Below are 20,441 nucleotides of genomic sequence, written 5' to 3'. Positions count from 1 at the left end.
GTTTCACCCCGCACTTTTTCTCACAACCCTCAACGTCTTGCCCCGAATTTGAGTATTATTGAGCGATGTAGTCGTGAAGGTATCCTCTATGAAGCAAATTCGAATGCTTGCTCAGTACTATGTCGATCTGATGATGAAGCTCGGCCTGGTGCGATTTTCTATGTTGCTGGCACTGGCATTAGTCGTGCTGGCCATTGTCGTGCAGATGGCCGTGACGATGGTCTTGCATGGCCAGGTCGAAAGTATCGACGTAATTCGCTCGATCTTCTTTGGCCTGTTGATCACACCGTGGGCGGTCTATTTTCTGTCCGTGGTGGTCGAGCAACTGGAAGAGTCCCGTCAGCGTCTTTCACGGCTGGTTGAGAAACTGGAAGAGATGCGTGAACGCGATCTCAAACTCAATGTTCAGTTGAAAGACAATATTGCGCAGCTTAACCAGGAGATTTCGGATCGCGAAAAAGCAGAAGCCGAGCGCCAGACCACGCTGGAACAGCTCAAGATTGAGATGAAAGAGCGTGAAGTGACACAAATCCAGCTCGAACAGCAATCGTCTTTCCTGCGCTCATTCCTGGATGCGTCACCGGATCTCGTTTTCTATCGCAACGAAGACAAAGAGTTTTCAGGCTGCAACCGGGCAATGGAGCTGCTCACGGGGAAAAGTGAAAAACAGCTGATTAACCTGAAGCCGCAGGATGTCTATTCCGAAGAGGCGGCCGCCAAGGTAATGGAGACCGATGAAAAAGTCTTCCGCCACAATGTTTCCCTCACCTATGAACAGTGGCTGGATTATCCTGATGGGCGCAAAGCCTGCTTTGAAATCCGTAAAGTGCCTTATTACGACCGTGTGGGTAAACGCCATGGCCTGATGGGCTTTGGGCGCGACATTACTGAACGTAAGCGTTATCAGGACGCTCTGGAACGTGCGAGCCGCGACAAGACGACCTTCATCTCCACCATCAGCCATGAGCTTCGTACTCCGCTGAATGGGATTGTCGGCTTAAGCCGTATTCTGTTGGACACTGAGTTGACGGGGGAGCAGGAGAAATACCTCAAAACGATCCATGTTTCTGCTGTTACGCTTGGCAATATCTTCAATGATATTATCGACATGGATAAAATGGAACGCCGCAAAGTTCAGCTCGATAACCAGCCGATCGATTTCACCAGTTTCCTGGCGGATCTCGAGAACCTCTCAGGATTACAGGCGCAGCAAAAAGGGCTGCGCTTTGTGATGGAGCCAACCTTGCCACTGCCGCATAAAGTGGTGACAGATGGCACACGCCTGCGACAAATTCTGTGGAATCTCATCAGCAATGCCGTGAAGTTTACCCAGAATGGTAAGGTTGCGGTGCGTATCCGCTACGACGAAGGTGACATGCTGCACTTTGAGGTAGAAGACTCAGGTATCGGCATTCCGCACGAAGAGCAGGATAAAATCTTTGCTATGTATTATCAGGTGAAGGACAGCCATGGGGGTAAACCGGCGACCGGAACCGGTATTGGCCTTGCGGTTTCAAAACGTCTGGCGAAGAGTATGGGTGGCGACATCACCGTTACCAGTCACCCTGGCAGTGGTTCGACCTTTACGCTGACAGTCCATGCGCCCGCTGTGGCTGAGGAAGTAGAGGATACCTTCGACAGTGATGATATGCCGCTCCCTGCGTTGCATGTGCTGCTGGTGGAAGACATTGAACTGAACGTGATCGTGGCCCGTTCTGTGCTGGAAAAACTGGGTAGCAGTGTGGACGTGGCGATGACTGGCAAAGCGGCACTGGAGATGTTTACGCCTGGTGAGTATGACCTCGTTTTGCTGGATATTCAGTTGCCGGACATGACAGGGCTGGATATCTCTCGTGAGTTGACCGGGAAATATGCTGCTGATGAGTTGCCGCCACTGGTTGCTCTGACGGCCAACGTCCTGAAGGATAAAAAAGAGTACCTTGATGCCGGTATGGACGATGTACTTAGCAAGCCTCTGGCGGTCCCTGCATTAACCGCCATGATTAAGAAGTTCTGGGATACCTGTGATGAAGAGGAGAGCACCATGACATCTGTTGATAGCGCTAAAGCACAAGCGATACTGGATACCGCCATGCTTGAGCAATATATCGAGTTGGTTGGCCCAAAACTGATTACTGATGGACTGGCTGTGTTTGAAAAAATGATGCCAGGTTACTTGAGCGTGCTGGAGTCAAATCTGACGGCTCGCGATCAGAAAGGGATTGTTGAAGAAGGTCATAAGATCAAAGGTGCAGCCGGTTCGATTGGTTTACGCCACTTGCAGCAACTGGGTCAACAGATTCAATCTCCCGATCTCCCGGCATGGGAAGATAACGTTGGTGAATGGGTTGAAGAGATGAAACAGGAATGGCAAAACGATGTGGCGGTGCTCAAAGCGTGGGTGGAAAATACAAAAAAATGACCCCGGATAAACCGGGGTGCGCGAATACTGCGCCAACACCAGGGAAATCGTGGCTGCGCCTGATTTATCATGTTGTTTTCGCATAGACGCAGCCTGAATATTTAGGCCGCACGCAGATAAGATAGCAAATCTTAAATGGTTTGTTACATGAATCAGTGAAATGTGTGAAGCATAGCGGTTTAATCAGAATTATTAATGTCCGTCAGTGGGTTGCAAAGAAGGATCGTCATGATGAAAAAGATTGGTGTTGTGCTGAGTGGATGCGGTGTTTACGACGGTGCAGAAATACATGAATCGGTATTAACGTTGCTGGCATTAGCCCGGCATGGCGCAGAAGTGATTTGTTTTGCTCCGGATAAAAATCAGGTAGATGTTATCAATCATTTAACAGGCGAAGTGATGCCGGAGACCCGTAACGTTCTGACTGAAGCGGCGCGCATTGCCCGAGGCAACATCCAGCCTCTGGCACAGGCAAATGCGACTGCACTGGATGCACTCATTGTGCCAGGCGGTTTTGGCGCGGCAAAAAATTTAAGCACCTTTGCCTCCCAGGGAAGTGAATGCCATGTTGATAGCGAGTTGAAAGCGCTGGCATTGGCGATGCATAGTGCCGGTAAGCCGCTGGGTTTTATCTGTATTGCGCCAGCGATGCTACCTAAAATCTTTGATTTCCCGCTACGCCTGACCATTGGAACGGATATTGATACGGCTGAAATTATCGAGGACATGGGGGGCGAGCATGTTCCTTGCCCGGTTGACGATATTGTTGTTGATGAAGATAACAAGATTGTCACCACGCCAGCGTATATGCTCGCGCAGAATATTGTGGAAGCCGCAACGGGTATTGAAAAGCTGGTGGATCGAGTGCTGGTTCTGACTGAATGAGTCGCAAATTTGCAGTGAGCGCATGGGTAAAACATCTCCTGCTCCGCATTGTCCTGGTGCTCGCCGTATTCTGGGGGGGCGGTATTGCGTTATTCAGTGTTGTGCCCGTTCCCTTTTCCGCAGTGATGATCGAACGCCAGCTTGGTGCATGGGTATCGGGCGATTTCAGCTATGTTGCGCACTCTGATTGGGTGAGCATGGATGAAATGTCACCGCTGATGGGGCTGGCGGTCATTGCAGCAGAAGATCAGAAATTCCCGGAACACTGGGGTTTTGACGTGGCGGCCATTGAGAAAGCGCTGGCGCACAACGAACGTCATGAGAATCGCGTTCGAGGTGCGTCGACATTGTCACAGCAGACGGCCAAAAATCTGTTTTTGTGGGACGGGCGTAGCTGGTTACGAAAAGGACTGGAAGCGGGTTTGACGCTCGGAATGGAAACCGTCTGGAGCAAAAAGCGTATTTTGACCGTCTACCTGAATATTGCGGAGTTTGGTGAGGGTGTATTTGGCGTGGAAGCGGCGGCGCAACGCTACTTCCATAAACCTGCCAGCAGGCTGACACTCTCCGAGGCGGCGCTACTTGCCGCCGTTCTACCGAATCCGATCCGTTTTAAGGTGAATGCACCTTCAGGATATGTACGCAGCCGTCAGGCATGGATAATGCGTCAGATGAGGCAACTGGGTGGGGAGAGCTTTATGGTGGAGCATAAACTGTATTGATGTCCCTCTCCTGGCGGGAGAGGGTAAGAAGTTCAGTCTTCGTCGAACCCGGCATTAAATAACGCAATGACGGCAGCCAGAGCTTCTTCTTCCTGCGGGCCGGTCGCTTCGACTTCAATCTGTCGACCTTTCGCAGAATCGAGCATCAGTAGTGCAATGACGCTATTGGCTTCTGCTTCTGTTCCCTCATCGTTACGCAACAGAACCTCTGCTTCAAATCCCTGCATCAGTTCAAACAACTTCATTGCCGGGCGTGCATGCATACCTAGCTTATTGGTGATCTCAACAGTTTGTTTTACAGTCATGTTTTACGTTTTTCCAGCGTGCGATGACGGGACTGAACGTTCTTTCCGCGTGAACGGAAGTAATCGGCCAGTTGCTCGGCAATATAAACCGAACGATGTTTACCGCCAGTACAACCAATCGCCACTGTCAGGTAGCTACGATTGTTTGTCTCCAGCATAGGTAACCATAGCTCAAGGTAGCTTCGCGTCTGGTAGATAAAATTGTGAACTTCTGTGTGTCTGTCGAGGAATGCTGCGACGGGCTTATCAAGGCCGGTCATTGGGCGTAATTTAGGGTCCCAGTGCGGGTTAGGCAGGAAGCGCACATCAAAAACATAATCCGCATCGATGGGAATACCATGTTTAAAGCCAAAGGACTCAAACACCATCGTCAGTTCACGCTCACGTTTACCCAGCAAACGCGTTCTCAGCATTTCGGCCAGTTCATGAACTGACATCTCTGATGTGTCGACAATCAGATCTGCACGTGAGCGCAGCGGCTCCAGCAGATCGCTCTCTTCGTCGATCGCGCTCTCCAGGGACAGATTTTTACTGGAAAGTGGATGCAAACGGCGTGTATCACTGTAACGACGGATAAGCGTGTTCCGATCTGCGTCGAGGAACAGCAGTTGCGGTGAGAAGGCTTCTGGCAGGCTATTCATTGCCTGCTCAAAGACTTCAGGTGATTCAGGCATGTTACGGACGTCGATACTGACGGCAGCAGAGATTTGTCTGTCTGCAAGCGTCCGCGCAAGGTCGGGCAGCAGCACAACCGGCAGGTTATCCACGCAGTAAAAGCCCATATCCTCGAGCGCACGAAGGGCGACGGATTTCCCGGACCCCGAGCGACCGCTGACAATCATCAACACCATGTTCCGGTTCTCCTCAGGACAACAGATGTGAAGGCCATCTCATTGTTATGCATCATCCTGACTGCCTTCTGCTTCAGTGATAATTTGATACAGCTCTTCATCACTTTGGGCTGAGCGCAGTCGGCGGCAAATGGTTTTATCTGCCAGGCGTTTGGCGACCAGAGAAAGCGTGTGCAGATGGGTTTTTGTCTGATCGGCCGGAACCAACAGTGCGAAGAGGAGATCGACCGGCTGGTTATCAATGGCGTCAAAGGCGATAGGTGTTTCCAGTTGTACAAAAACACCGACGGCACGCAAGGTATCTTCTTCCAGCTTGCCATGAGGAATTGCAATGCCGTTGCCGATGCCAGTACTGCCCATTTTTTCACGGGTCAGAATAGCTTCGAACACGACCTGCGGTGGTAGGCCCAGCTGTTTTGCAGCCAGTTCACTGATGATTTCCAGCGCACGTTTTTTGCTCTGGCAGTGGACACCACTGCGGGTACATTCCTGGTTAAGGACGTTGCTCAGTTGGAGAGCGGAATCGTTGTTCATCATAATTTCACCTAAGCGCTAACTGTACAAATGGCCCGTTGTGTTTCACAACAGGCCTTCCTGCACCCGTTAACTGCCCGGACAATTAGTGTTGTTTTAGTTTATCTTTATGTTTATTAAGCTGTCGCGCAAGCTTGTCAATCAAGCCGTCGATAGCCGCATACATGTCTTGCCCTTCCGCACTGGCATGAAGCTCGCCCCCATTAACATGCAGGGTTGCGTCCGAGATATGAGTCACTTTCTCCACTTTTAACACAATGTAGACCTGGTTTATCCTTTCGAAATACTGCTCAAGTTTCGCGAATTTAGCATTCACAAAATCGCGTAAAGCATCAGTAATTTCGACATTGTGTCCTGTGATGTTGAGCTGCATAGTGTCTTCCTTATCGGTTGTGTCAGACCAGTTGTTTACGCTGGTTAGACGGCGGAATGGATAAAGACTCTCGATACTTCGCAACAGTACGGCGTGCCACCATAATACCCTGATCGGACAGCATGGTGGTTAACTTACTGTCACTCAGTGGCTTCGCGGGATTTTCCGCGGCGATCAACTTCTTCACCAGTGCGCGAATCGCCGTCGACGAGGCTTCGCCACCGCCTTCGGTATTCACATGACTGGAGAAGAAATACTTAAGCTCAAAAATACCGCGTGGACTGTGCAGATACTTTTGTGTGGTCACACGGGAAATCGTCGATTCATGCATCTCGACGGCCTGAGCAATATCTGCCAGCACCATCGGTTTCATAAACTCTTCACCCTGCTCAAAGAATGCCTGCTGTTGCTCAACGATACAGCGACTTACACGTAGCAGGGTATCGTTTCGGCTCTCCAGGCTTTTGATCAACCATCGTGCTTCCTGAAGGTTGCTACGAATGTATTGATTGTCAGAGTCGTTGCGCACACTGGTACACATCGAAGCATACTGCTGGTTGATTTGCAGGCGAGGAATACTGTCAGAATTCAGTTCGACAACCCATCGGTCATTATGTTTTCTGACCAGCACATCAGGGATAACGTATTCAGGTTCACTGGTCTGGATCGATTGGCCAGGGCGCGGATCCAGTGATTGGATCAGGTTGACCGCTTCTTTAAGTACGTCTTCTTTCAGGCGTGTTACGCGCATCAGTGTGCGGAAATCATGGTTTGCCAGGAGATCCAGGTGTTCGCTGATGATTAATCGCGCCTCGTCAATCCATGGTGTTTCCCTGGCAAACTGAGAAAGCTGGATCAACAGGCAGTCGCGCAGATCTTTAGCGGCGACGCCAACCGGATCAAAGCGCTGGATACGTTTCAGAACCGCTTCAATCTCTTCAAGATCAATCTCATCATTGCCGATGCTTTCCAGGATATCGTCCAGCGTCACCGTTAAATAACCGGTATCATCAACGGCATCGACAATGGACGTCGCAATAGCGCGATCGGTGTCAGAGAACGGCGTCAGCTCGACTTGCCACATTAGATAATCTTGCAACGACTGGGTTGTTTCACCCTGATAGACAGGTAATTCGTCGTCCTGATAGTCCACGCGCGTTCCAGATGGCGTTCCTGCGGTGTAGATTTCATCCCAACTGGCATCCAGAGGCAGCTCGTCCGGCATCTCTTTTTGTTCGAGAGCATCAACGGTGTCGAGCGCTTCTGTATCTTGTGTCTGCTGGGTTTCTACCTCGTCATGAAGATCGGTTTGCTCCAGCAATGGGTTGCTATCCAGCGCTTGCTGGAGTTCTTGCTGAAGTTCTAGCGTGGACAGTTGCAACAGGCGAATAGCCTGCTGTAGCTGTGGCGTCATTGCCAGTTGTTGGCTGAGCCTTAATTGCAAACCTTGCTTCATGTTCAGAGCATTATTCTCCGGTTCGGCGTGACAATACCTCTACCCTATCAGAGTCTGAAGTCTTCCCCAAGGTACACGCGCTTAACATGTTCATCTTCGAGGATCTGTTGAGGCGTGCCATGAGCAATCAGATGGCCCTGGCTAACAATATATGCACGTTCGCAGACAGCCAGCGTTTCACGGACGTTATGGTCAGTGATAAGTACGCCGAGCCCGCTATCGCGCAGGTGTTCAATAATGCGTTTGATGTCGATAACCGATATGGGGTCAACACCCGCAAAGGGCTCATCCAGAAGGATAAATTTAGGATTTGCAGCCAGCGCACGAGCTATCTCGACACGGCGACGTTCACCACCAGAGAGTGCCTGCCCAAGGTTATCGCGCAGATGTTCGATATGGAACTCTTCCATCAACTCGTTGGCGCGATCCTGACGTTGTTCGGCGCTAAGATCGTCGCGGATCTGCAGGACTGCCATCAGGTTATCGAAGACGCTCAAGCGGCGGAAAATGGAAGCTTCCTGAGGCAGATAGCCAATACCACGGCGCGCACGCGCGTGCAGTGGCAGCAAGCTAATGTCATCATCATCAATGATAATGTTGCCTGCATCGCGTGGGACAATGCCCACCACCATATAAAATGTAGTGGTTTTACCTGCACCGTTAGGGCCTAAAAGGCCAACAATTTCGCCAGAATTTACGGTCAGACTGACATCTTCTACGACGCGACGGCCTTTATAGGCTTTGGCGAGGTTCTTTGCAGTTAATGTTGCCATAACGAATTAGTTACTCTTCTTCTGTGCCGGGGCCTGGCTTTGGCCTTTGTCCTGCAGCTGTGATGGAACAAGCACGGTTGTCACGCGTTTGCCTTTCTCGCTGGACGCTTGCATCTTCTGCTCTTTCACCAGATAGGTGATTTTGTCACCGGTGATATTGCTATCCAGTTGTTCCAGATAAGCATTACCTGTCAGGATGACAAGGTCTTTCGCCAGCTCATAGTGCATATGTGTGGCGCGGCCTTTTACTGGCTTACCGTTATCCTGCATTTGATAGAAGGTGGCAGGGTTGCCATAGCCATCAATAATTTCTTTGCCCTGCTCGCCGCCCGGACGGGTGACGACCACTTTATCGGCATTAATTTTGATTGTGCCCTGGGTCATGACGACGTTGCCAGTGAAGGTGACGACGTTACCCTGCATATCAAGCGACTGAGTGTCGGATTCAATATGAATCGGTTGTTCGGTATCACCAGTCACAGCAAGCGCGGGAAGACTGGCGGCCAGCAGTGCGCTGGCAATCACGAAATTAAGGCTGAGTTTGTTTGTTTTGAATTTCATAGGAGGTTCTAACCTTTTCAATCAGCTCGGCGTTTTTGCTGCGTAAGTTCCCGCGCATTCTCAGACCGCTGGAATTAAATGTTGTACCGTACAATGTGACCAGATCCTGCGAAGTGACATCCTGAGTGACCAGGTTGATCTGGGCATTATCCGTAGTAATTTTGCGCAGTTGAGAGTCTGCGGTCAGGGCATTGACCTCAACATGACCATACAGATAAAGCATACGGTCATTTGTCAATTTTGCTCTGTCAGCTTTAATCGACCATGTCGGTGTTTTATCGGTATCAAAGGTAGTCATTACCGGCTGGGTAAACCACGAAACACCTTGCTCCGAAAAATATTCAACATGCTGGGCAATCAGGCGATAGTTCAGCGCACCTTCCGGGCTATAGACCACGGTGTCACTGTGATCGCTTTTATATGTTGGATCATTAGTGTTGACCACTTCTGTTGGCGTATCGTCACGGTCAGCAAGGTTCACGCCAATCAGGATCAATGCAACAAGTGAAAGCAGAATGATAACCCAACGTCTGGTTTTACTCATATCGATTGCCCTTTGGCCTCATCAAGCTTACCCTGCGCCAGCAGCAGTAAATCGCATACTTCACGGACAGCACCACGACCACCGTTGATATGGGTAACGTAGTCGGCACGCGGGATCAACAGCGGATGTGCATCCGCGACCGCGATACTCAGGCCCACTTCAGCCATGACTGGCCAGTCGATCAGATCGTCGCCGACGTAGGCAACATGTTCTGGCGCGATGGACAGTTTCGTCAGTAAATCCCTGAACGCGACCATCTTATCGGATTGTCCCTGATACAGATGGGTAATGCCCAGTGTTTCACAGCGGTCTTCTACCAGTTTAGCCTTCCGTCCGGTGATGATAGCAACTTCGATGCCCGATGTGAGCGCGCAGCGAATACCGTAACCATCACGAACATTAAATGCTTTCAGCTCTTCGCCATTATTGCCCATATAAATCAAGCCATCGGAGAGGACGCCATCGACATCCAGGATCAGCAGACGGATCTTTTCCGCCTGCGCCATCATGTGGGCACTCACCGGGCCATAACAGGTTGCAAGGGATGCACCCGCATTACTCATTGTCTTATCCTTCATTACACTACGCCAGCGCGTAGCAGATCATGCATATGTACCACACCCAGCAGTTGGTCGCCATCGGCAACCATTACCGCGGTGATGTGGCGCGACTGCATCAGGTTGAGAACATCCACTGCCAGCGTGCCTGGACGAACGCGAATTCCGCCGGGGGTCATCACATCGGCGATACCCAATGTCCGGACATCAACGCCCATATCGAACACACGGCGTAAGTCGCCATCAGTGAAAATCCCGTCAATCTTCATCTGCTCATCACAGATGACAGTCATACCGAGATTTTTATGGGTGATTTCCAGTAATGCATCCCGAAGTGAGGCAGTTTTACTGACGTGAGGGATCTCATCGCCTGTATGCATAATGTCGTTTACCCGAAGCAGTAGTTTGCGTCCCAACGCCCCGCCGGGATGAGAGAGCGCAAAATCTTCGGGTGTAAAACCTCGGGCTTCGAGGAGCGCAACGGCAAGTGCATCACCCATCACCAGCGCGGCAGTCGTGCTGGAGGTTGGGGCCAGTCCGAGAGGACATGCCTCTTTGGGGACTTTGACGCACAGGTGGATATCGGCGGCACGGGCCATGCTGCTTTCCGGGCGACTGGTCATGCAGATAAGCGGAACCTGCAGTCGTTTCAGTACAGGGATCAATGCCAGTATTTCATTGGACTCACCGGAATTAGACAGCGCAATCACGATATCCTGTGGTGTGACCATCCCCAGGTCACCGTGCGCGGCCTCACCTGGATGTACAAAGAATGACGATGTGCCTGTACTGGCAAAGGTTGCAGCCATCTTGCGGCCAATGTGACCCGATTTGCCCATGCCCATTACCACGACTTTGCCTGAGCAGTGGAACATTTTCTCACATGCCTGGCTGAAATCATGGTTAATGTACTGATCTAACTGCGCCAGACCTTCACGTTCAATCTCCAGAACTTCTTTGCCTGCTTTCTGAAAGTCAAAATCCGGCTGCAATTCTATTTGCGACATAATGCGTTTCCGTTTACCCAGAGAGAAGAGGCGACAGCCAGTACAGCATCGCCATCCATACGATAAATCCACCTGTAAGCAATGCGCCTGCACTTTTACCTATCTGCTGTTTTCGTCGCCAGCAGAGCAGGGCAAAAATAACACTGACCAGCAACATCACGCCGTAATCGCGCGAGAAGGCCAGTGGATTAAATGGCCCTGGCGATATCAGCGCTGGCAGGCCAGTCACGATCGCAATATTAAAAATGTTTGAGCCAATGATATTGCCAATCGCGATATCATCTTCACCTTTACGTGCGCCAGCAATGGCTGTTGCCAGTTCAGGTAAGCTGGTTCCAATGGCAATCACGGTCAGGCCCATCGTCAGTTCACTCATGGCGAAATAGTTCGCCAGCACCGTCGCGTTATCCACGACCATACGTGTTGCCATCGGCATGATAATGAGCGCAACGCCAAGCCAAAGCAGCGCGACAGGTAAAGTTCCTTCGCGCGGTAGCTCGGCAATATGCTCACGCATCAGGCTGTCATCACCTTGTTTTTCCGCAAGTCGGGCAATCTTCACACTATACAGAAGCCATATTCCTGCCAGCGTCAGCAAAAAGATGCCATCGCCATAGCTCAGCTCTCCGTCATAAAGCACGCAACCTGCCAGTAAACTTACGATTAACATTAGCGGCAATTCACGGCGCAAGACATCAGAATGCACGCGAAATGAGTGCAGTAATGCCGCCAGGCCAAGAATCAGTAAAATATTGACGATATTGGAGCCAATGGCAGTGCCGATAGCAAGATCGACCTGGCCGTGTAGCGAGGCTGAGACAGCGACGATAATTTCTGGAAGCGATGTCCCAACGCTGACAACCGTTAATCCAATAATAATGGGTGGTACGCCAAGAAGGCGGCACAGGATCGATGCAGCAAATACCAAACGGTCAGCACTGTAGACCACCAAAAGTAAACCAATTATTAACAGTGCCGTTGCTAAAAGCATCAAAAGTCCTTTATTCAGGTATACTCGCCGGTCCACAGCGAATGAATCTTTGGCGCTGCATACAGTCTGAGACGTAACGAATTCCTAATTTTGACTTTATGCGCCGGAAAAGTAAAACAAATGCCAGCTTTCGCTAACCTCACCAGGCATTATTCTGTAAAAATGCTGAGATTAGGGCTGATTTAAGCGATGTGCTTAACGTGAAGTAGAGTAAGAAAGGAACCATAAATGAGCCAAACTATGGCGAATTTAGTCGATGTCCGTGGCGTCAGCTTTTCTCGCGGCAACCGATTGATCTTTGATGATATATCGCTGACTGTACCGCGTGGTAAGATCACGGCCATTATGGGCCCGTCCGGGATCGGTAAAACGACATTGTTGCGTCTTATTGGTGGGCAGATCCCACCAGACAGCGGCGAGATCCTGTTTGATGGTGAGAACATCCCGGTCATGTCGCGCTCGCGTCTTTACACCGTCCGCAAGCGTATGAGTATGCTCTTTCAGTCAGGCGCATTATTCACCGATATGAACGTCTTTGATAACGTGGCTTACCCGCTGCGTGAGCATACGCGTCTGCCCCCCGAGCTGCTTAAAAGCACGGTAATGATGAAACTCGAAGCGGTAGGTTTACGTGGTGCAGCTAAATTGATGCCATCAGAGCTTTCTGGTGGCATGGCGCGGCGTGCCGCACTGGCGCGTGCTATTGCCTTAGAACCTGATTTAATTATGTTTGACGAACCTTTCGTCGGACAAGACCCTATCACCATGGGTGTGCTGGTGAAGCTCATTTCTGAGCTGAACAGTGCACTGGGCGTTACCTGTGTCGTGGTATCTCACGACGTGCCGGAAGTACTGAGCATTGCCGATTACGCGTATATTGTGGCAGACCAGAAGATCGTCGCGCACGGTAGCGCTCATGCCTTGCAGGAGAATGGCGATCCACGAGTACGACAGTTCCTGGACGGTATCGCGGATGGCCCTGTGCCATTCCGCTACCCATCGGGTGACTATCGTGACGATTTATTGGGAATAGGGAGTTAAGCCACTCATGTTGTTAAATGCGTTGGCCGCTCTTGGACACCGTGGCGTAAAAACCATCAGGACGTTCGGGCGCGCTGGATTGATGTTATTCAACGCGCTGGTCGGCAAGCCGGAATTCCGTAAGCATGCCCCTCTGCTGGTGCGGCAGCTTTATAATGTCGGCGTTCTGTCGATGATCATTATCATTGTCTCCGGACTGTTTATCGGTATGGTGCTTGGGCTTCAGGGCTATCTCGTTCTGACGACTTACAGTGCGGAAACCAGCCTCGGCATGCTGGTGGCACTCTCCTTGCTGCGTGAGCTGGGACCTGTGGTTGCTGCACTTCTGTTTGCCGGGCGCGCGGGTTCGGCGTTAACTGCAGAAATTGGCCTGATGCGCGCCACTGAGCAACTTTCCAGTATGGAGATGATGGCGGTTGATCCGCTACGCCGGGTGATCTCACCTCGCTTTTGGGCGGGCGTTATCTCTTTACCTCTGCTGACGATTCTCTTTGTGGCAGTGGGTATCTGGGGGGGATCGCTGGTCGGTGTACACTGGAAAGGGATTGATGCTGGTTTCTTCTGGTCTGCCATGCAGGATGCTATCGACCTGCGTATGGATTTAGTTAACTGTCTGATTAAGAGCGTTGTATTTGCCATTACGGTCACCTGGATTGCGTTGTTTAATGGCTATGATGCCATTCCAACGTCAGCGGGCATTAGCCGCGCAACAACACGTACTGTCGTTCATTCGTCGCTGGCCGTACTGGGTCTGGATTTTGTGCTCACCGCACTGATGTTTGGGAATTGAGTTCATGCAAACGAGAAAAAATGAAATTTGGGTAGGCGTGTTTCTGTTGCTGGCACTGTTGGCTGCACTGTTTATCTGCCTGCGGGCCGCAGATATTACGTCCATTCGCACCGAACCTACTTATCGTATTTTCGCAACGTTCGATAATATCGGAGGGCTGAAGGCGCGCTCACCGGTGCGTATTGGCGGTGTGGTTATTGGAAGGGTGGCAGATATCACACTGGATGAGAAAACCTACCTGCCACGCGTTGCGATGGATATTGAAGAACGTTACAACCACATTCCTGATACCAGTTCGCTTTCTATCCGGACTTCAGGTCTTCTGGGCGAACAATATCTGGCGCTAAACGTCGGTTTTGAGGACCCTGAACTGGGAACGACTATCCTTAAAGACGGTAGCGTGATTCAGGATACGAAATCAGCCATGGTGCTGGAAGATATGATCGGTCAGTTCCTTTACAGCAGTAAAGGTGGTGATGATAAGAAAGCTGATAGTGAGCCTGCTCAAGGCACAACGAATTCATCGCAGGAGAAGTAATTTATGATTAAACGACTGTTAATGGTTGCGATGTTGATGATCGCCCCCCTGACGGCAGCAATTGCCGCTGATGCGACTAATCCGTATAAACAGATGGATGAAGCTGCACAGAAAACGTTTGACCGTTTGAAAAATGAACAATCAAAAATTCGTGCTAATCCGGATTATTTGCGTGAAGTGGTCGATCAGGAACTGTTGCCTTACGTACAAATCAAATACGCCGGTGCGCTTGTGTTAGGGCGTTATTATAAAGATGCGACGCCTGCTCAGCGTGATGCCTACTTTGCCGCTTTCCGGGAATATCTGAAACAGGCCTATGGTCAGGCACTGGCGATGTACCATGGCCAGACTTATCAGATCGCGCCAGAGCAACCGCTGGGCGATGCAACCATTATTCCTATTCGCGTAACTATTCTGGACCCTAATGGTCGGCCGCCGGTTCGTCTTGATTTTCAGTGGCGTAAAAACAGCCAGACGGGAAACTGGCAGGCGTATGACATGATCGCTGAAGGGGTGAGTATGGTTACCACGAAACAGAATGAGTGGAGCGATCTGCTACGCACCAAAGGCATTGACGGTTTGACTGCGCAATTACAGTCCATCTCCCGTCAGAAAATTACTCTGGACGAGAAAAAGTAATGCCGCAGCAATTAAGCTGGTCGCGTGAAGGTGACACATTACGGCTGTCTGGCGAGCTTGATCAGGATCTGCTGAATCCTCTTTGGGATGCGCGGCATGAAGCGATGCAAGGCATTCAATTGATTGATTTAAGCGGCGTTTCTCGTGTGGATACGGCAGGTATTGCGTTGTTGACGCATTTGGTTGCGGTGGGTAAAAAGCAGGGCGCACACGTTACGCTTTCAGGCGTCAGCGACAATGTAGTGACTCTTGCACAGCTCTATAATTTGCCTGACGACGTATTACCTCGCTAACTTTTTCAGTACGTTACTTCTGAAAGCCCTGACTGTTTCATTGTCGGGGCTTTTTGTTTGTTTAAGACGGCGCAACTTTGCTCTAAGATGTTGGGCTTGTTTTCACGATCAGATGATATAGAACCCATGGAAAATAATGAAATCCAGACAGTGCTGATGAATGCACTCTCCCTTCAGGAAGCCCACGTTTCTGGCGATGGCAGTCACTTCCAGGTTATTGCTGTGGGTGAGATTTTCGACGGTATGAGCCGTGTGAAGAAACAGCAGGCTGTCTACGCGCCACTGATGGAATACATTGCGGATAACCGCATCCACGCCCTGTCGATTAAAGCGTTCACGCCGCAAGAGTGGGCTCGCGATCGCAAGCTAAACGGTTTTTGAGCTGAGAGCTTCAGGCTCGCGGCACGGTTGAATTTATAAGAGAGCAATATCATGGACAAATTTCGTGTACAGGGGCCAACGCGTCTCCAGGGCGAAGTCACAATTTCTGGCGCCAAAAACGCCGCGCTGCCTATCCTCTTTGCAGCGCTGCTCGCAGAAGAACCGGTAGAAATCCAGAACGTACCGAAACTGAAAGACATCGACACGACCATGAAACTGCTCAGCCAGTTGGGTACGAAAGTAGAGCGCAATGGCTCAGTCTGGATCGATGCCAGCAACGTTAACATCTTTTGTGCGCCGTATGATCTGGTGAAAACTATGCGTGCTTCTATCTGGGCCCTTGGTCCGTTGGTGGCGCGTTTTGGTCAGGGCCAGGTGTCTCTGCCTGGTGGTTGTGCAATTGGTGCTCGTCCGGTTGATCTGCACATCTTTGGTCTGGAAAAACTGGGCGCAGAGATCAAACTCGAAGAAGGTTACGTTAAAGCATCCGTCAATGGTCGTTTAAAAGGCGCACACATTGTAATGGATAAAGTGAGCGTAGGTGCGACGGTAACGATCATGTCTGCGGCAACGCTGGCTGAAGGAACGACAGTTATTGAGAACGCCGCGCGTGAGCCTGAAATTGTCGACACAGCGAACTTCCTCGTTGCGTTGGGCGCTAAGATCACCGGCCAGGGAACCGATCGCATTACGATCGAAGGTGTTGAACGTCTGGGTGGTGGTGTTTACCGTGTTCTGCCTGACCGTATCGAAACAGGCACATTCCTGATCGCTGCGGCTATTTCGGGTGGCAAAATTGTATGCCGCAATGCTCAGCCTGATACGCTTGATGCCGTGTTGGCTAAGCTGCGTGATGCTGGTGCTGATATCGAAACCGGTGAAGACTGGATCAGCCTGGATATGCATGGTCAACGTCCGAAAGCGGTTAATGTCCGCACGGCTCCGCATCCAGCTTTCCCGACGGATATGCAGGCGCAGTTTACCCTGCTGAACCTGGTGGCTGAAGGGACGGGATTCATTACTGAAACGATTTTTGAAAACCGTTTCATGCACGTACCGGAACTTATCCGTATGGGCGCACGTGCTGAAATTGAAAGCAACACCGTGATTTGCCATGGAGTAGAAAAACTGTCGGGTGCGCAGGTGATGGCAACCGATCTCCGCGCTTCTGCGAGCCTGGTACTGGCGGGTTGTATTGCCGAAGGTACGACGATTGTTGATCGTATTTATCATATCGATCGTGGCTATGAGCGCATCGAAGATAAACTGCGTGCGTTAGGTGCGAATATCGAACGTGTGAAGGGCGAGTAATCGTTCCGGCAGCCCCCTGCCAGAGATGACCGGGGGGTTGCTGTTCCTGTTAAAATACAACTATCAGCTCTTTTGGGCTTGTTCTTGTCTTCTGTTACGCATCATGCGTGTTCTGTCGATAAACTCATGTGTGATGGGATCGTGATAACGCGATGGCCAGATTACCCACGGATGTGTTTCCAGTGCGGTTGCGATAATCAATTCCCCTTTTGGCCACGGGCGAGTCAGTGCATTCGCAAGTGTCGAAGAACTTAACCCACTGCGACGAGATTCCGCCGCCAGCGATGTCCCTTTTTTACGTAGCGCCGCGATAATATCGGCTGAATGCCAGTCGATAAATTTCGTATCCATATGCTGTCCTTGTGTTCGTATACCTTCCACGTCATTTCTCATGAAATAACAGCGTTACTATACCTTCTTCGAACACGGGTTCTAAAAAGTTCGAGTTACTGGAAGCAATATTCAGAATATGGCGCAGCTTTATTCATGCGGCATGTAAGCTGATGATTTAATATGAATATGGTGTTTATTGGCGCTTATTGGAATCTCCCCGCAAGGGCTGCGGGGAGAGCGTGAAAGGCTAGCGATCGCGTTGTACTGCGATGTGGGCAAGGGCGATGAGGGCATCCCGCCATGGGCTGTCTGGAATCACCTGAATGGCAGAAATTGCTTTATCTGCTTCTTCTTCCGCACGCTGTCGCGTCCAGGCAAGCGAACCACAGATAGCCATTGTTTCCAGTACTGGTTCAAGAAGATGTCGACCATTCCCTTGTTCGATAGCTTCACGGATCATTTTTGCCTGGTCCGGGGAGCCATTGCGCATGGCGTGGAGAAGCGGCAAGGTCGGTTTACCTTCATTCAGGTCATCACCCACATTTTTGCCCAGCGTTTCACCATCGGCGCTGTAGTCCAGTAAATCATCAATCAGCTGGAATGCTGTACCCAGATAGCGACCATAGTCTTGCAGGCCACGCTCTTGTTCTTCCGTGCAGTCGGCAAGAATACCAGAACACTGTGCTGCTGCTTCAAACAGACGCGCGGTTTTACTGTAAATCACACGCATGTAGTTTTCTTCAGTGATGTCCGGATCGTTAACATTCATCAACTGAAGGACTTCGCCTTCAGCGATCACATTAACGGCCTCAGACATGACTTCCAGCACTTTTAATGAGCCAAGACGGGTCATCATCTGGAAGGCACGGGTATAGATAAAATCCCCCACCAAAACGCTGGCAGCGTTGCCAAAGGCCGCGTTTGCGGTGGCTTTTCCACGACGCATATCCGATTCGTCTACCACGTCATCATGCAATAGTGTGGCGGTGTGGATAAATTCGATCAGGGCAGCAATGCTGACATGAGCATTTCCCTGATAACCCACGGCTCTTGCAGCCAGAATGGCAATCATAGGACGAATGCGTTTACCGCCGCCGCTGACGATGTAATAACCTAACTGATTGATCAGCTGAACGTCAGAGTTGAGTTGCTCCAGGATTGCTGCATTTACACCCGCCATATCTTGCGCGGTTAACTCATTGATTTTTTCTAGATTCATCGCAAAAGCCGGGCTTTTTATCCTGTTTATCCCATTACAAATGGGTTAACGAAGGGTTTCAGTTTATCAATAGTACCTCTGATTGTACTGAAAAAATGGCTCAGATAAACGTTACCGTGCGTGTTGTGTTTTTTTTCTTCATGTATTGACGGTAGCACTTGTCAAAGGCTCGTGTTTTGCGTAATATTCGCGCCCTATTGTGAATATTTATAGCGCACTCTGAATCATACGAGGATGTGCGCGGAAGCGGAGTTCTATATGTACGCGGTTTTCCAAAGTGGTGGTAAACAACACCGAGTAAGCGAAGGTCAGACCGTTCGCCTGGAAAAGCTGGACATCGCAACTGGCGAATCTGTTGAATTCGCTGAAGTGCTGATGATCGCAAACGGTGAAGAAGTCAAAATCGGCGTTCCTTTCGTTGATGGCGGCGTTATCAAAGCTGAAGTTGTTGCTCATGGTCGTGGCGAGAAAGTTAAAATCGTTAAGTTTCGTCGTCGTAAACACTACCGTAAGCAGCAGGGCCATCGTCAGTGGTTCACTGATGTGAAAATTACTGGCATCAGCGCCTAAGACCTGAGGAGAGATTTAAATGGCACATAAAAAGGCTGGCGGCTCAACTCGTAACGGTCGCGATTCAGAAGCTAAACGCCTCGGCGTTAAGCGTTTCGGTGGCGAATCCGTTCTGGCGGGTAGCATCATCGTTCGTCAACGTGGTACTAAATTCCACGCTGGCAACAACGTAGGTTGCGGTCGTGACCACACTCTGTTTGCTAAAGCAGACGGTAAAGTGAAATTTGAAGTTAAAGGCCCGAACAACCGTAAATACATCAGCATCGTTGCTGAGTAAGTTTTTCGTGGTCCGGTAACGGATTAAAGCCCCGCAACGTGTTGCGGGGCTTTTTACATTAGAAGTCCGTAAAATTTTCTGCAGGGAAAACGGGCATGAAGCAGCAGGCCGGCATTGGTATCCTTTTGGCGCTTACAACAGCGATATGCTGGGGGGCATTGCCAATTGCAATGAAGCAGGTTTTGGAAGTGATGGAACCCCCTACGGTGGTGTTCTATCGCTTCCTGATGGCAAGCATTGGCCTTGGTGCTATCCTGGCTATCAAAGGAAAGCTTCCGCCACTGCGGGTTTTTCGCAAACCTCGTTGGCTTGTGCTGCTTGCCATTGCAACAGGTGGTCTGTTCGGTAATTTCATTCTGTTCAGTTCTTCCCTGCAATATCTTAGCCCTACCGCGTCGCAGGTGATCGGTCAACTTTCACCCGTTGGCATGATGGTCGCCAGTGTCTTCATCCTGAAAGAGAAGATGCGCGGCACGCAGATTGTCGGGGCGAGTATGCTGTTGTGTGGCCTGGTGATGTTCTTTAACACCAGTTTGGTAGAAATTTTTACCCGCCTGACAGATTACACCTGGGGTGTGATTTTTGGTGTAGGCGCGGCAACAGTATGGGTGAGCTACGGCGTCGCGCAAAAGGTGTTATTGCGTAGACTAGCCTCACAGCAGATCCTCTTTTTACTGTACACTTTGTGTACAATAGCATTATTGCCGTTAGCAAAGCCGGGTGTGATTTCTCAGCTAAGCGACTGGCAACTGGCGTGCCTCATTTTCTGTGGGCTTAATACGCTGGTCGGTTATGGCGCGCTAGCTGAAGCTATGGCGCGTTGGCAGGCAGCGCAGGTGAGTGCGTTAATTACGCTGACTCCGCTGTTTACGCTGTTATTTTCAGATTTGTTATCAATGGCCTGGCCCGATTTCTTCGTCAAGCCGATGTTAAACCTGTTGGGTTATCTCGGTGCGTTTGTCGTGGTTGCGGGCGCGATGTATTCCGCCATTGGTCATCGTCTCTGGGGGCGTTGGCGCAAAAATGAAGCGGTTGTAGTTGTCCCCCGCTCAGGCGAATGATTTACGG

The 20,441-nt window shown here is 50.5% G+C and carries 26 protein-coding genes; 13 read left to right on the top strand and 13 right to left on the bottom strand.

Annotation, left to right across the window (positions count from 1 at the left end):
• The first annotated feature begins 88 nt into the window (after positions 1–88).
• From arcB to mtgA, 3 genes are all read left to right on the top strand, one after another.
• Positions 89–2,422, top strand: coding sequence for an aerobic respiration two-component sensor histidine kinase ArcB (arcB, locus tag HV346_RS20400; protein WP_181620972.1), 2,334 nt, complete (start codon positions 89–91; stop codon positions 2,420–2,422).
• Between the two features lie 231 nt (positions 2,423–2,653).
• Positions 2,654–3,307, top strand: coding sequence for an isoprenoid biosynthesis glyoxalase ElbB (elbB, locus tag HV346_RS20395; protein ID WP_181623844.1), 654 nt, complete (start codon positions 2,654–2,656; stop codon positions 3,305–3,307).
• Positions 3,304–4,029, top strand: a complete 726-nt coding sequence (mtgA, locus tag HV346_RS20390; RefSeq protein ID WP_181620971.1) for a monofunctional biosynthetic peptidoglycan transglycosylase — start codon at positions 3,304–3,306, stop codon at positions 4,027–4,029. Before elbB ends, mtgA begins: the two co-directional genes overlap by 4 nt.
• A 32-nt stretch (positions 4,030–4,061) precedes the next feature.
• On the opposite strand, the gene npr is transcribed toward mtgA, so the two are convergent.
• The 11 genes from npr to HV346_RS20335 form a co-directional block, all read right to left on the bottom strand.
• Entirely contained in the window at positions 4,062–4,334 is a 273-nt protein-coding gene (gene npr, locus HV346_RS20385; RefSeq protein WP_181620970.1) for a PTS phosphocarrier protein NPr, read from the bottom strand.
• Positions 4,331–5,185 carry an RNase adapter RapZ gene (gene rapZ / locus HV346_RS20380; protein ID WP_112010916.1) on the bottom strand — a complete coding sequence of 285 codons (855 nt, stop codon included), beginning with the start codon at positions 5,183–5,185 and terminating at the stop codon, positions 4,331–4,333. Before rapZ ends, npr begins: the two co-directional genes overlap by 4 nt.
• Before the next feature lie 45 nt (positions 5,186–5,230).
• A complete protein-coding gene (gene ptsN / locus HV346_RS20375; RefSeq protein ID WP_014833457.1) occupies positions 5,231–5,722 on the bottom strand; it encodes a PTS IIA-like nitrogen regulatory protein PtsN in 492 nt (163 codons plus the stop codon).
• A gap of 82 nt (positions 5,723–5,804) precedes the next feature.
• The gene (gene hpf, locus HV346_RS20370; protein WP_014071954.1) at positions 5,805–6,092 is read right to left on the bottom strand and encodes a ribosome hibernation promoting factor; all 288 of its coding nucleotides are present in this window, start codon (positions 6,090–6,092) and stop codon (positions 5,805–5,807) included.
• A 22-nt stretch (positions 6,093–6,114) separates the two neighbouring features.
• On the bottom strand, positions 6,115–7,548 hold the full coding sequence (rpoN, locus tag HV346_RS20365) for an RNA polymerase factor sigma-54 (protein WP_181620969.1): 1,434 nt from the start codon (positions 7,546–7,548) through the stop codon (positions 6,115–6,117).
• 47 nt (positions 7,549–7,595) lie between these two features.
• Positions 7,596–8,321: an LPS export ABC transporter ATP-binding protein gene (lptB, locus tag HV346_RS20360; RefSeq protein WP_181620968.1), complete on the bottom strand. Its 726-nt coding sequence runs from the start codon at positions 8,319–8,321 to the stop codon at positions 7,596–7,598.
• Between the two features lie 6 nt (positions 8,322–8,327).
• Entirely contained in the window at positions 8,328–8,882 is a 555-nt protein-coding gene (gene lptA / locus HV346_RS20355; protein ID WP_181620967.1) for a lipopolysaccharide ABC transporter substrate-binding protein LptA, read from the bottom strand.
• Entirely contained in the window at positions 8,851–9,426 is a 576-nt protein-coding gene (lptC, locus tag HV346_RS20350; RefSeq protein WP_181620966.1) for an LPS export ABC transporter periplasmic protein LptC, read from the bottom strand. The genes lptA and lptC overlap by 32 nt, the downstream gene beginning before the upstream one ends.
• Positions 9,423–9,989: a 3-deoxy-manno-octulosonate-8-phosphatase KdsC gene (kdsC, locus tag HV346_RS20345; RefSeq protein WP_181623843.1), complete on the bottom strand. Its 567-nt coding sequence runs from the start codon at positions 9,987–9,989 to the stop codon at positions 9,423–9,425. The genes lptC and kdsC overlap by 4 nt, the downstream gene beginning before the upstream one ends.
• A gap of 14 nt (positions 9,990–10,003) precedes the next feature.
• On the bottom strand, positions 10,004–10,990 hold the full coding sequence (kdsD, locus tag HV346_RS20340) for an arabinose-5-phosphate isomerase KdsD (protein WP_181620965.1): 987 nt from the start codon (positions 10,988–10,990) through the stop codon (positions 10,004–10,006).
• Between the two features lie 13 nt (positions 10,991–11,003).
• Positions 11,004–11,981, bottom strand: a complete 978-nt coding sequence (locus tag HV346_RS20335) for a calcium/sodium antiporter (protein WP_181620964.1) — start codon at positions 11,979–11,981, stop codon at positions 11,004–11,006.
• Between the two features lie 228 nt (positions 11,982–12,209).
• Here HV346_RS20335 and mlaF point away from each other — a divergent pair, with 228 nt between their 5' ends.
• From mlaF to murA, 7 genes are all read left to right on the top strand, one after another.
• Positions 12,210–13,022 (top strand): phospholipid ABC transporter ATP-binding protein MlaF, encoded by an 813-nt coding sequence (gene mlaF / locus HV346_RS20330; protein WP_181620963.1) that lies wholly within the window; start codon positions 12,210–12,212, stop codon positions 13,020–13,022.
• A gap of 7 nt (positions 13,023–13,029) precedes the next feature.
• On the top strand, positions 13,030–13,812 hold the full coding sequence (gene mlaE, locus HV346_RS20325) for a lipid asymmetry maintenance ABC transporter permease subunit MlaE (protein WP_181620962.1): 783 nt from the start codon (positions 13,030–13,032) through the stop codon (positions 13,810–13,812).
• 4 nt (positions 13,813–13,816) lie between these two features.
• Entirely contained in the window at positions 13,817–14,350 is a 534-nt protein-coding gene (gene mlaD, locus HV346_RS20320; RefSeq protein ID WP_181620961.1) for an outer membrane lipid asymmetry maintenance protein MlaD, read from the top strand.
• A 3-nt stretch (positions 14,351–14,353) separates the two neighbouring features.
• Positions 14,354–14,989 (top strand): phospholipid-binding protein MlaC, encoded by a 636-nt coding sequence (gene mlaC, locus HV346_RS20315; RefSeq protein WP_181620960.1) that lies wholly within the window; start codon positions 14,354–14,356, stop codon positions 14,987–14,989.
• Positions 14,989–15,282, top strand: a complete 294-nt coding sequence (mlaB, locus tag HV346_RS20310) for a lipid asymmetry maintenance protein MlaB (protein ID WP_181620959.1) — start codon at positions 14,989–14,991, stop codon at positions 15,280–15,282. The genes mlaC and mlaB overlap by 1 nt, the downstream gene beginning before the upstream one ends.
• A gap of 126 nt (positions 15,283–15,408) precedes the next feature.
• Entirely contained in the window at positions 15,409–15,663 is a 255-nt protein-coding gene (ibaG, locus tag HV346_RS20305) for a BolA family iron metabolism protein IbaG (protein ID WP_042322109.1), read from the top strand.
• Between the two features lie 51 nt (positions 15,664–15,714).
• Positions 15,715–16,974, top strand: a complete 1,260-nt coding sequence (murA, locus tag HV346_RS20300; RefSeq protein ID WP_181620958.1) for a UDP-N-acetylglucosamine 1-carboxyvinyltransferase — start codon at positions 15,715–15,717, stop codon at positions 16,972–16,974.
• Positions 16,975–17,037: 63 nt separating this feature from the next.
• On the opposite strand, the gene sfsB is transcribed toward murA, so the two are convergent.
• Together sfsB and ispB are read right to left on the bottom strand one after the other, a co-directional pair.
• Positions 17,038–17,325, bottom strand: coding sequence for a DNA-binding transcriptional regulator SfsB (sfsB, locus tag HV346_RS20295; RefSeq protein ID WP_181620957.1), 288 nt, complete (start codon positions 17,323–17,325; stop codon positions 17,038–17,040).
• Positions 17,326–17,554: 229 nt separating this feature from the next.
• Positions 17,555–18,526 carry an octaprenyl diphosphate synthase gene (gene ispB / locus HV346_RS20290; protein WP_181620956.1) on the bottom strand — a complete coding sequence of 324 codons (972 nt, stop codon included), beginning with the start codon at positions 18,524–18,526 and terminating at the stop codon, positions 17,555–17,557.
• Positions 18,527–18,784: 258 nt separating this feature from the next.
• Here ispB and rplU point away from each other — a divergent pair, with 258 nt between their 5' ends.
• The 3 genes from rplU to HV346_RS20275 all read left to right on the top strand — a co-directional run bounded on the left by rplU (position 18,785) and on the right by HV346_RS20275 (position 20,434).
• Entirely contained in the window at positions 18,785–19,096 is a 312-nt protein-coding gene (gene rplU, locus HV346_RS20285) for a 50S ribosomal protein L21 (RefSeq protein ID WP_003025032.1), read from the top strand.
• Between the two features lie 19 nt (positions 19,097–19,115).
• On the top strand, positions 19,116–19,373 hold the full coding sequence (gene rpmA / locus HV346_RS20280) for a 50S ribosomal protein L27 (protein WP_004385076.1): 258 nt from the start codon (positions 19,116–19,118) through the stop codon (positions 19,371–19,373).
• Positions 19,374–19,468: 95 nt separating this feature from the next.
• On the top strand, positions 19,469–20,434 hold the full coding sequence (locus HV346_RS20275) for a DMT family transporter (protein ID WP_181620955.1): 966 nt from the start codon (positions 19,469–19,471) through the stop codon (positions 20,432–20,434).
• Positions 20,435–20,441: the final 7 nt, after the last annotated feature.

Origin of the sequence: Enterobacter sp. RHBSTW-00994, from assembly GCF_013782625.1 — a bacterium.
Lineage (GTDB): Bacteria > Pseudomonadota > Gammaproteobacteria > Enterobacterales > Enterobacteriaceae > Enterobacter.
Note: the sequence above shows the minus strand (reverse complement) of the source record. Positions and strands in the feature narration are given on the sequence as shown.

Excerpts from the sequence above, each read along its gene's own strand:
- arcB (WP_181620972.1), top strand. The coding sequence starts at position 89 with ATGAAGCAAATTCGAATGCTTGCTCAGTACTATGTCGATCTGATGATG.
- elbB (WP_181623844.1), top strand. The coding sequence starts at position 2,654 with ATGAAAAAGATTGGTGTTGTGCTGAGTGGATGCGGTGTTTACGACGGT.
- mtgA (WP_181620971.1), top strand. The coding sequence starts at position 3,304 with ATGAGTCGCAAATTTGCAGTGAGCGCATGGGTAAAACATCTCCTGCTC.
- npr (WP_181620970.1), bottom strand. The coding sequence starts at position 4,334 with ATGACTGTAAAACAAACTGTTGAGATCACCAATAAGCTAGGTATGCAT.
- rapZ (WP_112010916.1), bottom strand. The coding sequence starts at position 5,185 with ATGGTGTTGATGATTGTCAGCGGTCGCTCGGGGTCCGGGAAATCCGTC.
- ptsN (WP_014833457.1), bottom strand. The coding sequence starts at position 5,722 with ATGATGAACAACGATTCCGCTCTCCAACTGAGCAACGTCCTTAACCAG.
- hpf (WP_014071954.1), bottom strand. The coding sequence starts at position 6,092 with ATGCAGCTCAACATCACAGGACACAATGTCGAAATTACTGATGCTTTA.
- rpoN (WP_181620969.1), bottom strand. The coding sequence starts at position 7,548 with ATGAAGCAAGGTTTGCAATTAAGGCTCAGCCAACAACTGGCAATGACG.
- lptB (WP_181620968.1), bottom strand. The coding sequence starts at position 8,321 with ATGGCAACATTAACTGCAAAGAACCTCGCCAAAGCCTATAAAGGCCGT.
- lptA (WP_181620967.1), bottom strand. The coding sequence starts at position 8,882 with ATGAAATTCAAAACAAACAAACTCAGCCTTAATTTCGTGATTGCCAGC.
- lptC (WP_181620966.1), bottom strand. The coding sequence starts at position 9,426 with ATGAGTAAAACCAGACGTTGGGTTATCATTCTGCTTTCACTTGTTGCA.
- kdsC (WP_181623843.1), bottom strand. The coding sequence starts at position 9,989 with ATGAGTAATGCGGGTGCATCCCTTGCAACCTGTTATGGCCCGGTGAGT.
- kdsD (WP_181620965.1), bottom strand. The coding sequence starts at position 10,990 with ATGTCGCAAATAGAATTGCAGCCGGATTTTGACTTTCAGAAAGCAGGC.
- HV346_RS20335 (WP_181620964.1), bottom strand. The coding sequence starts at position 11,981 with ATGCTTTTAGCAACGGCACTGTTAATAATTGGTTTACTTTTGGTGGTC.
- mlaF (WP_181620963.1), top strand. The coding sequence starts at position 12,210 with ATGAGCCAAACTATGGCGAATTTAGTCGATGTCCGTGGCGTCAGCTTT.
- mlaE (WP_181620962.1), top strand. The coding sequence starts at position 13,030 with ATGTTGTTAAATGCGTTGGCCGCTCTTGGACACCGTGGCGTAAAAACC.
- mlaD (WP_181620961.1), top strand. The coding sequence starts at position 13,817 with ATGCAAACGAGAAAAAATGAAATTTGGGTAGGCGTGTTTCTGTTGCTG.
- mlaC (WP_181620960.1), top strand. The coding sequence starts at position 14,354 with ATGATTAAACGACTGTTAATGGTTGCGATGTTGATGATCGCCCCCCTG.
- mlaB (WP_181620959.1), top strand. The coding sequence starts at position 14,989 with ATGCCGCAGCAATTAAGCTGGTCGCGTGAAGGTGACACATTACGGCTG.
- ibaG (WP_042322109.1), top strand. The coding sequence starts at position 15,409 with ATGGAAAATAATGAAATCCAGACAGTGCTGATGAATGCACTCTCCCTT.
- murA (WP_181620958.1), top strand. The coding sequence starts at position 15,715 with ATGGACAAATTTCGTGTACAGGGGCCAACGCGTCTCCAGGGCGAAGTC.
- sfsB (WP_181620957.1), bottom strand. The coding sequence starts at position 17,325 with ATGGATACGAAATTTATCGACTGGCATTCAGCCGATATTATCGCGGCG.
- ispB (WP_181620956.1), bottom strand. The coding sequence starts at position 18,526 with ATGAATCTAGAAAAAATCAATGAGTTAACCGCGCAAGATATGGCGGGT.
- rplU (WP_003025032.1), top strand. The coding sequence starts at position 18,785 with ATGTACGCGGTTTTCCAAAGTGGTGGTAAACAACACCGAGTAAGCGAA.
- rpmA (WP_004385076.1), top strand. The coding sequence starts at position 19,116 with ATGGCACATAAAAAGGCTGGCGGCTCAACTCGTAACGGTCGCGATTCA.
- HV346_RS20275 (WP_181620955.1), top strand. The coding sequence starts at position 19,469 with ATGAAGCAGCAGGCCGGCATTGGTATCCTTTTGGCGCTTACAACAGCG.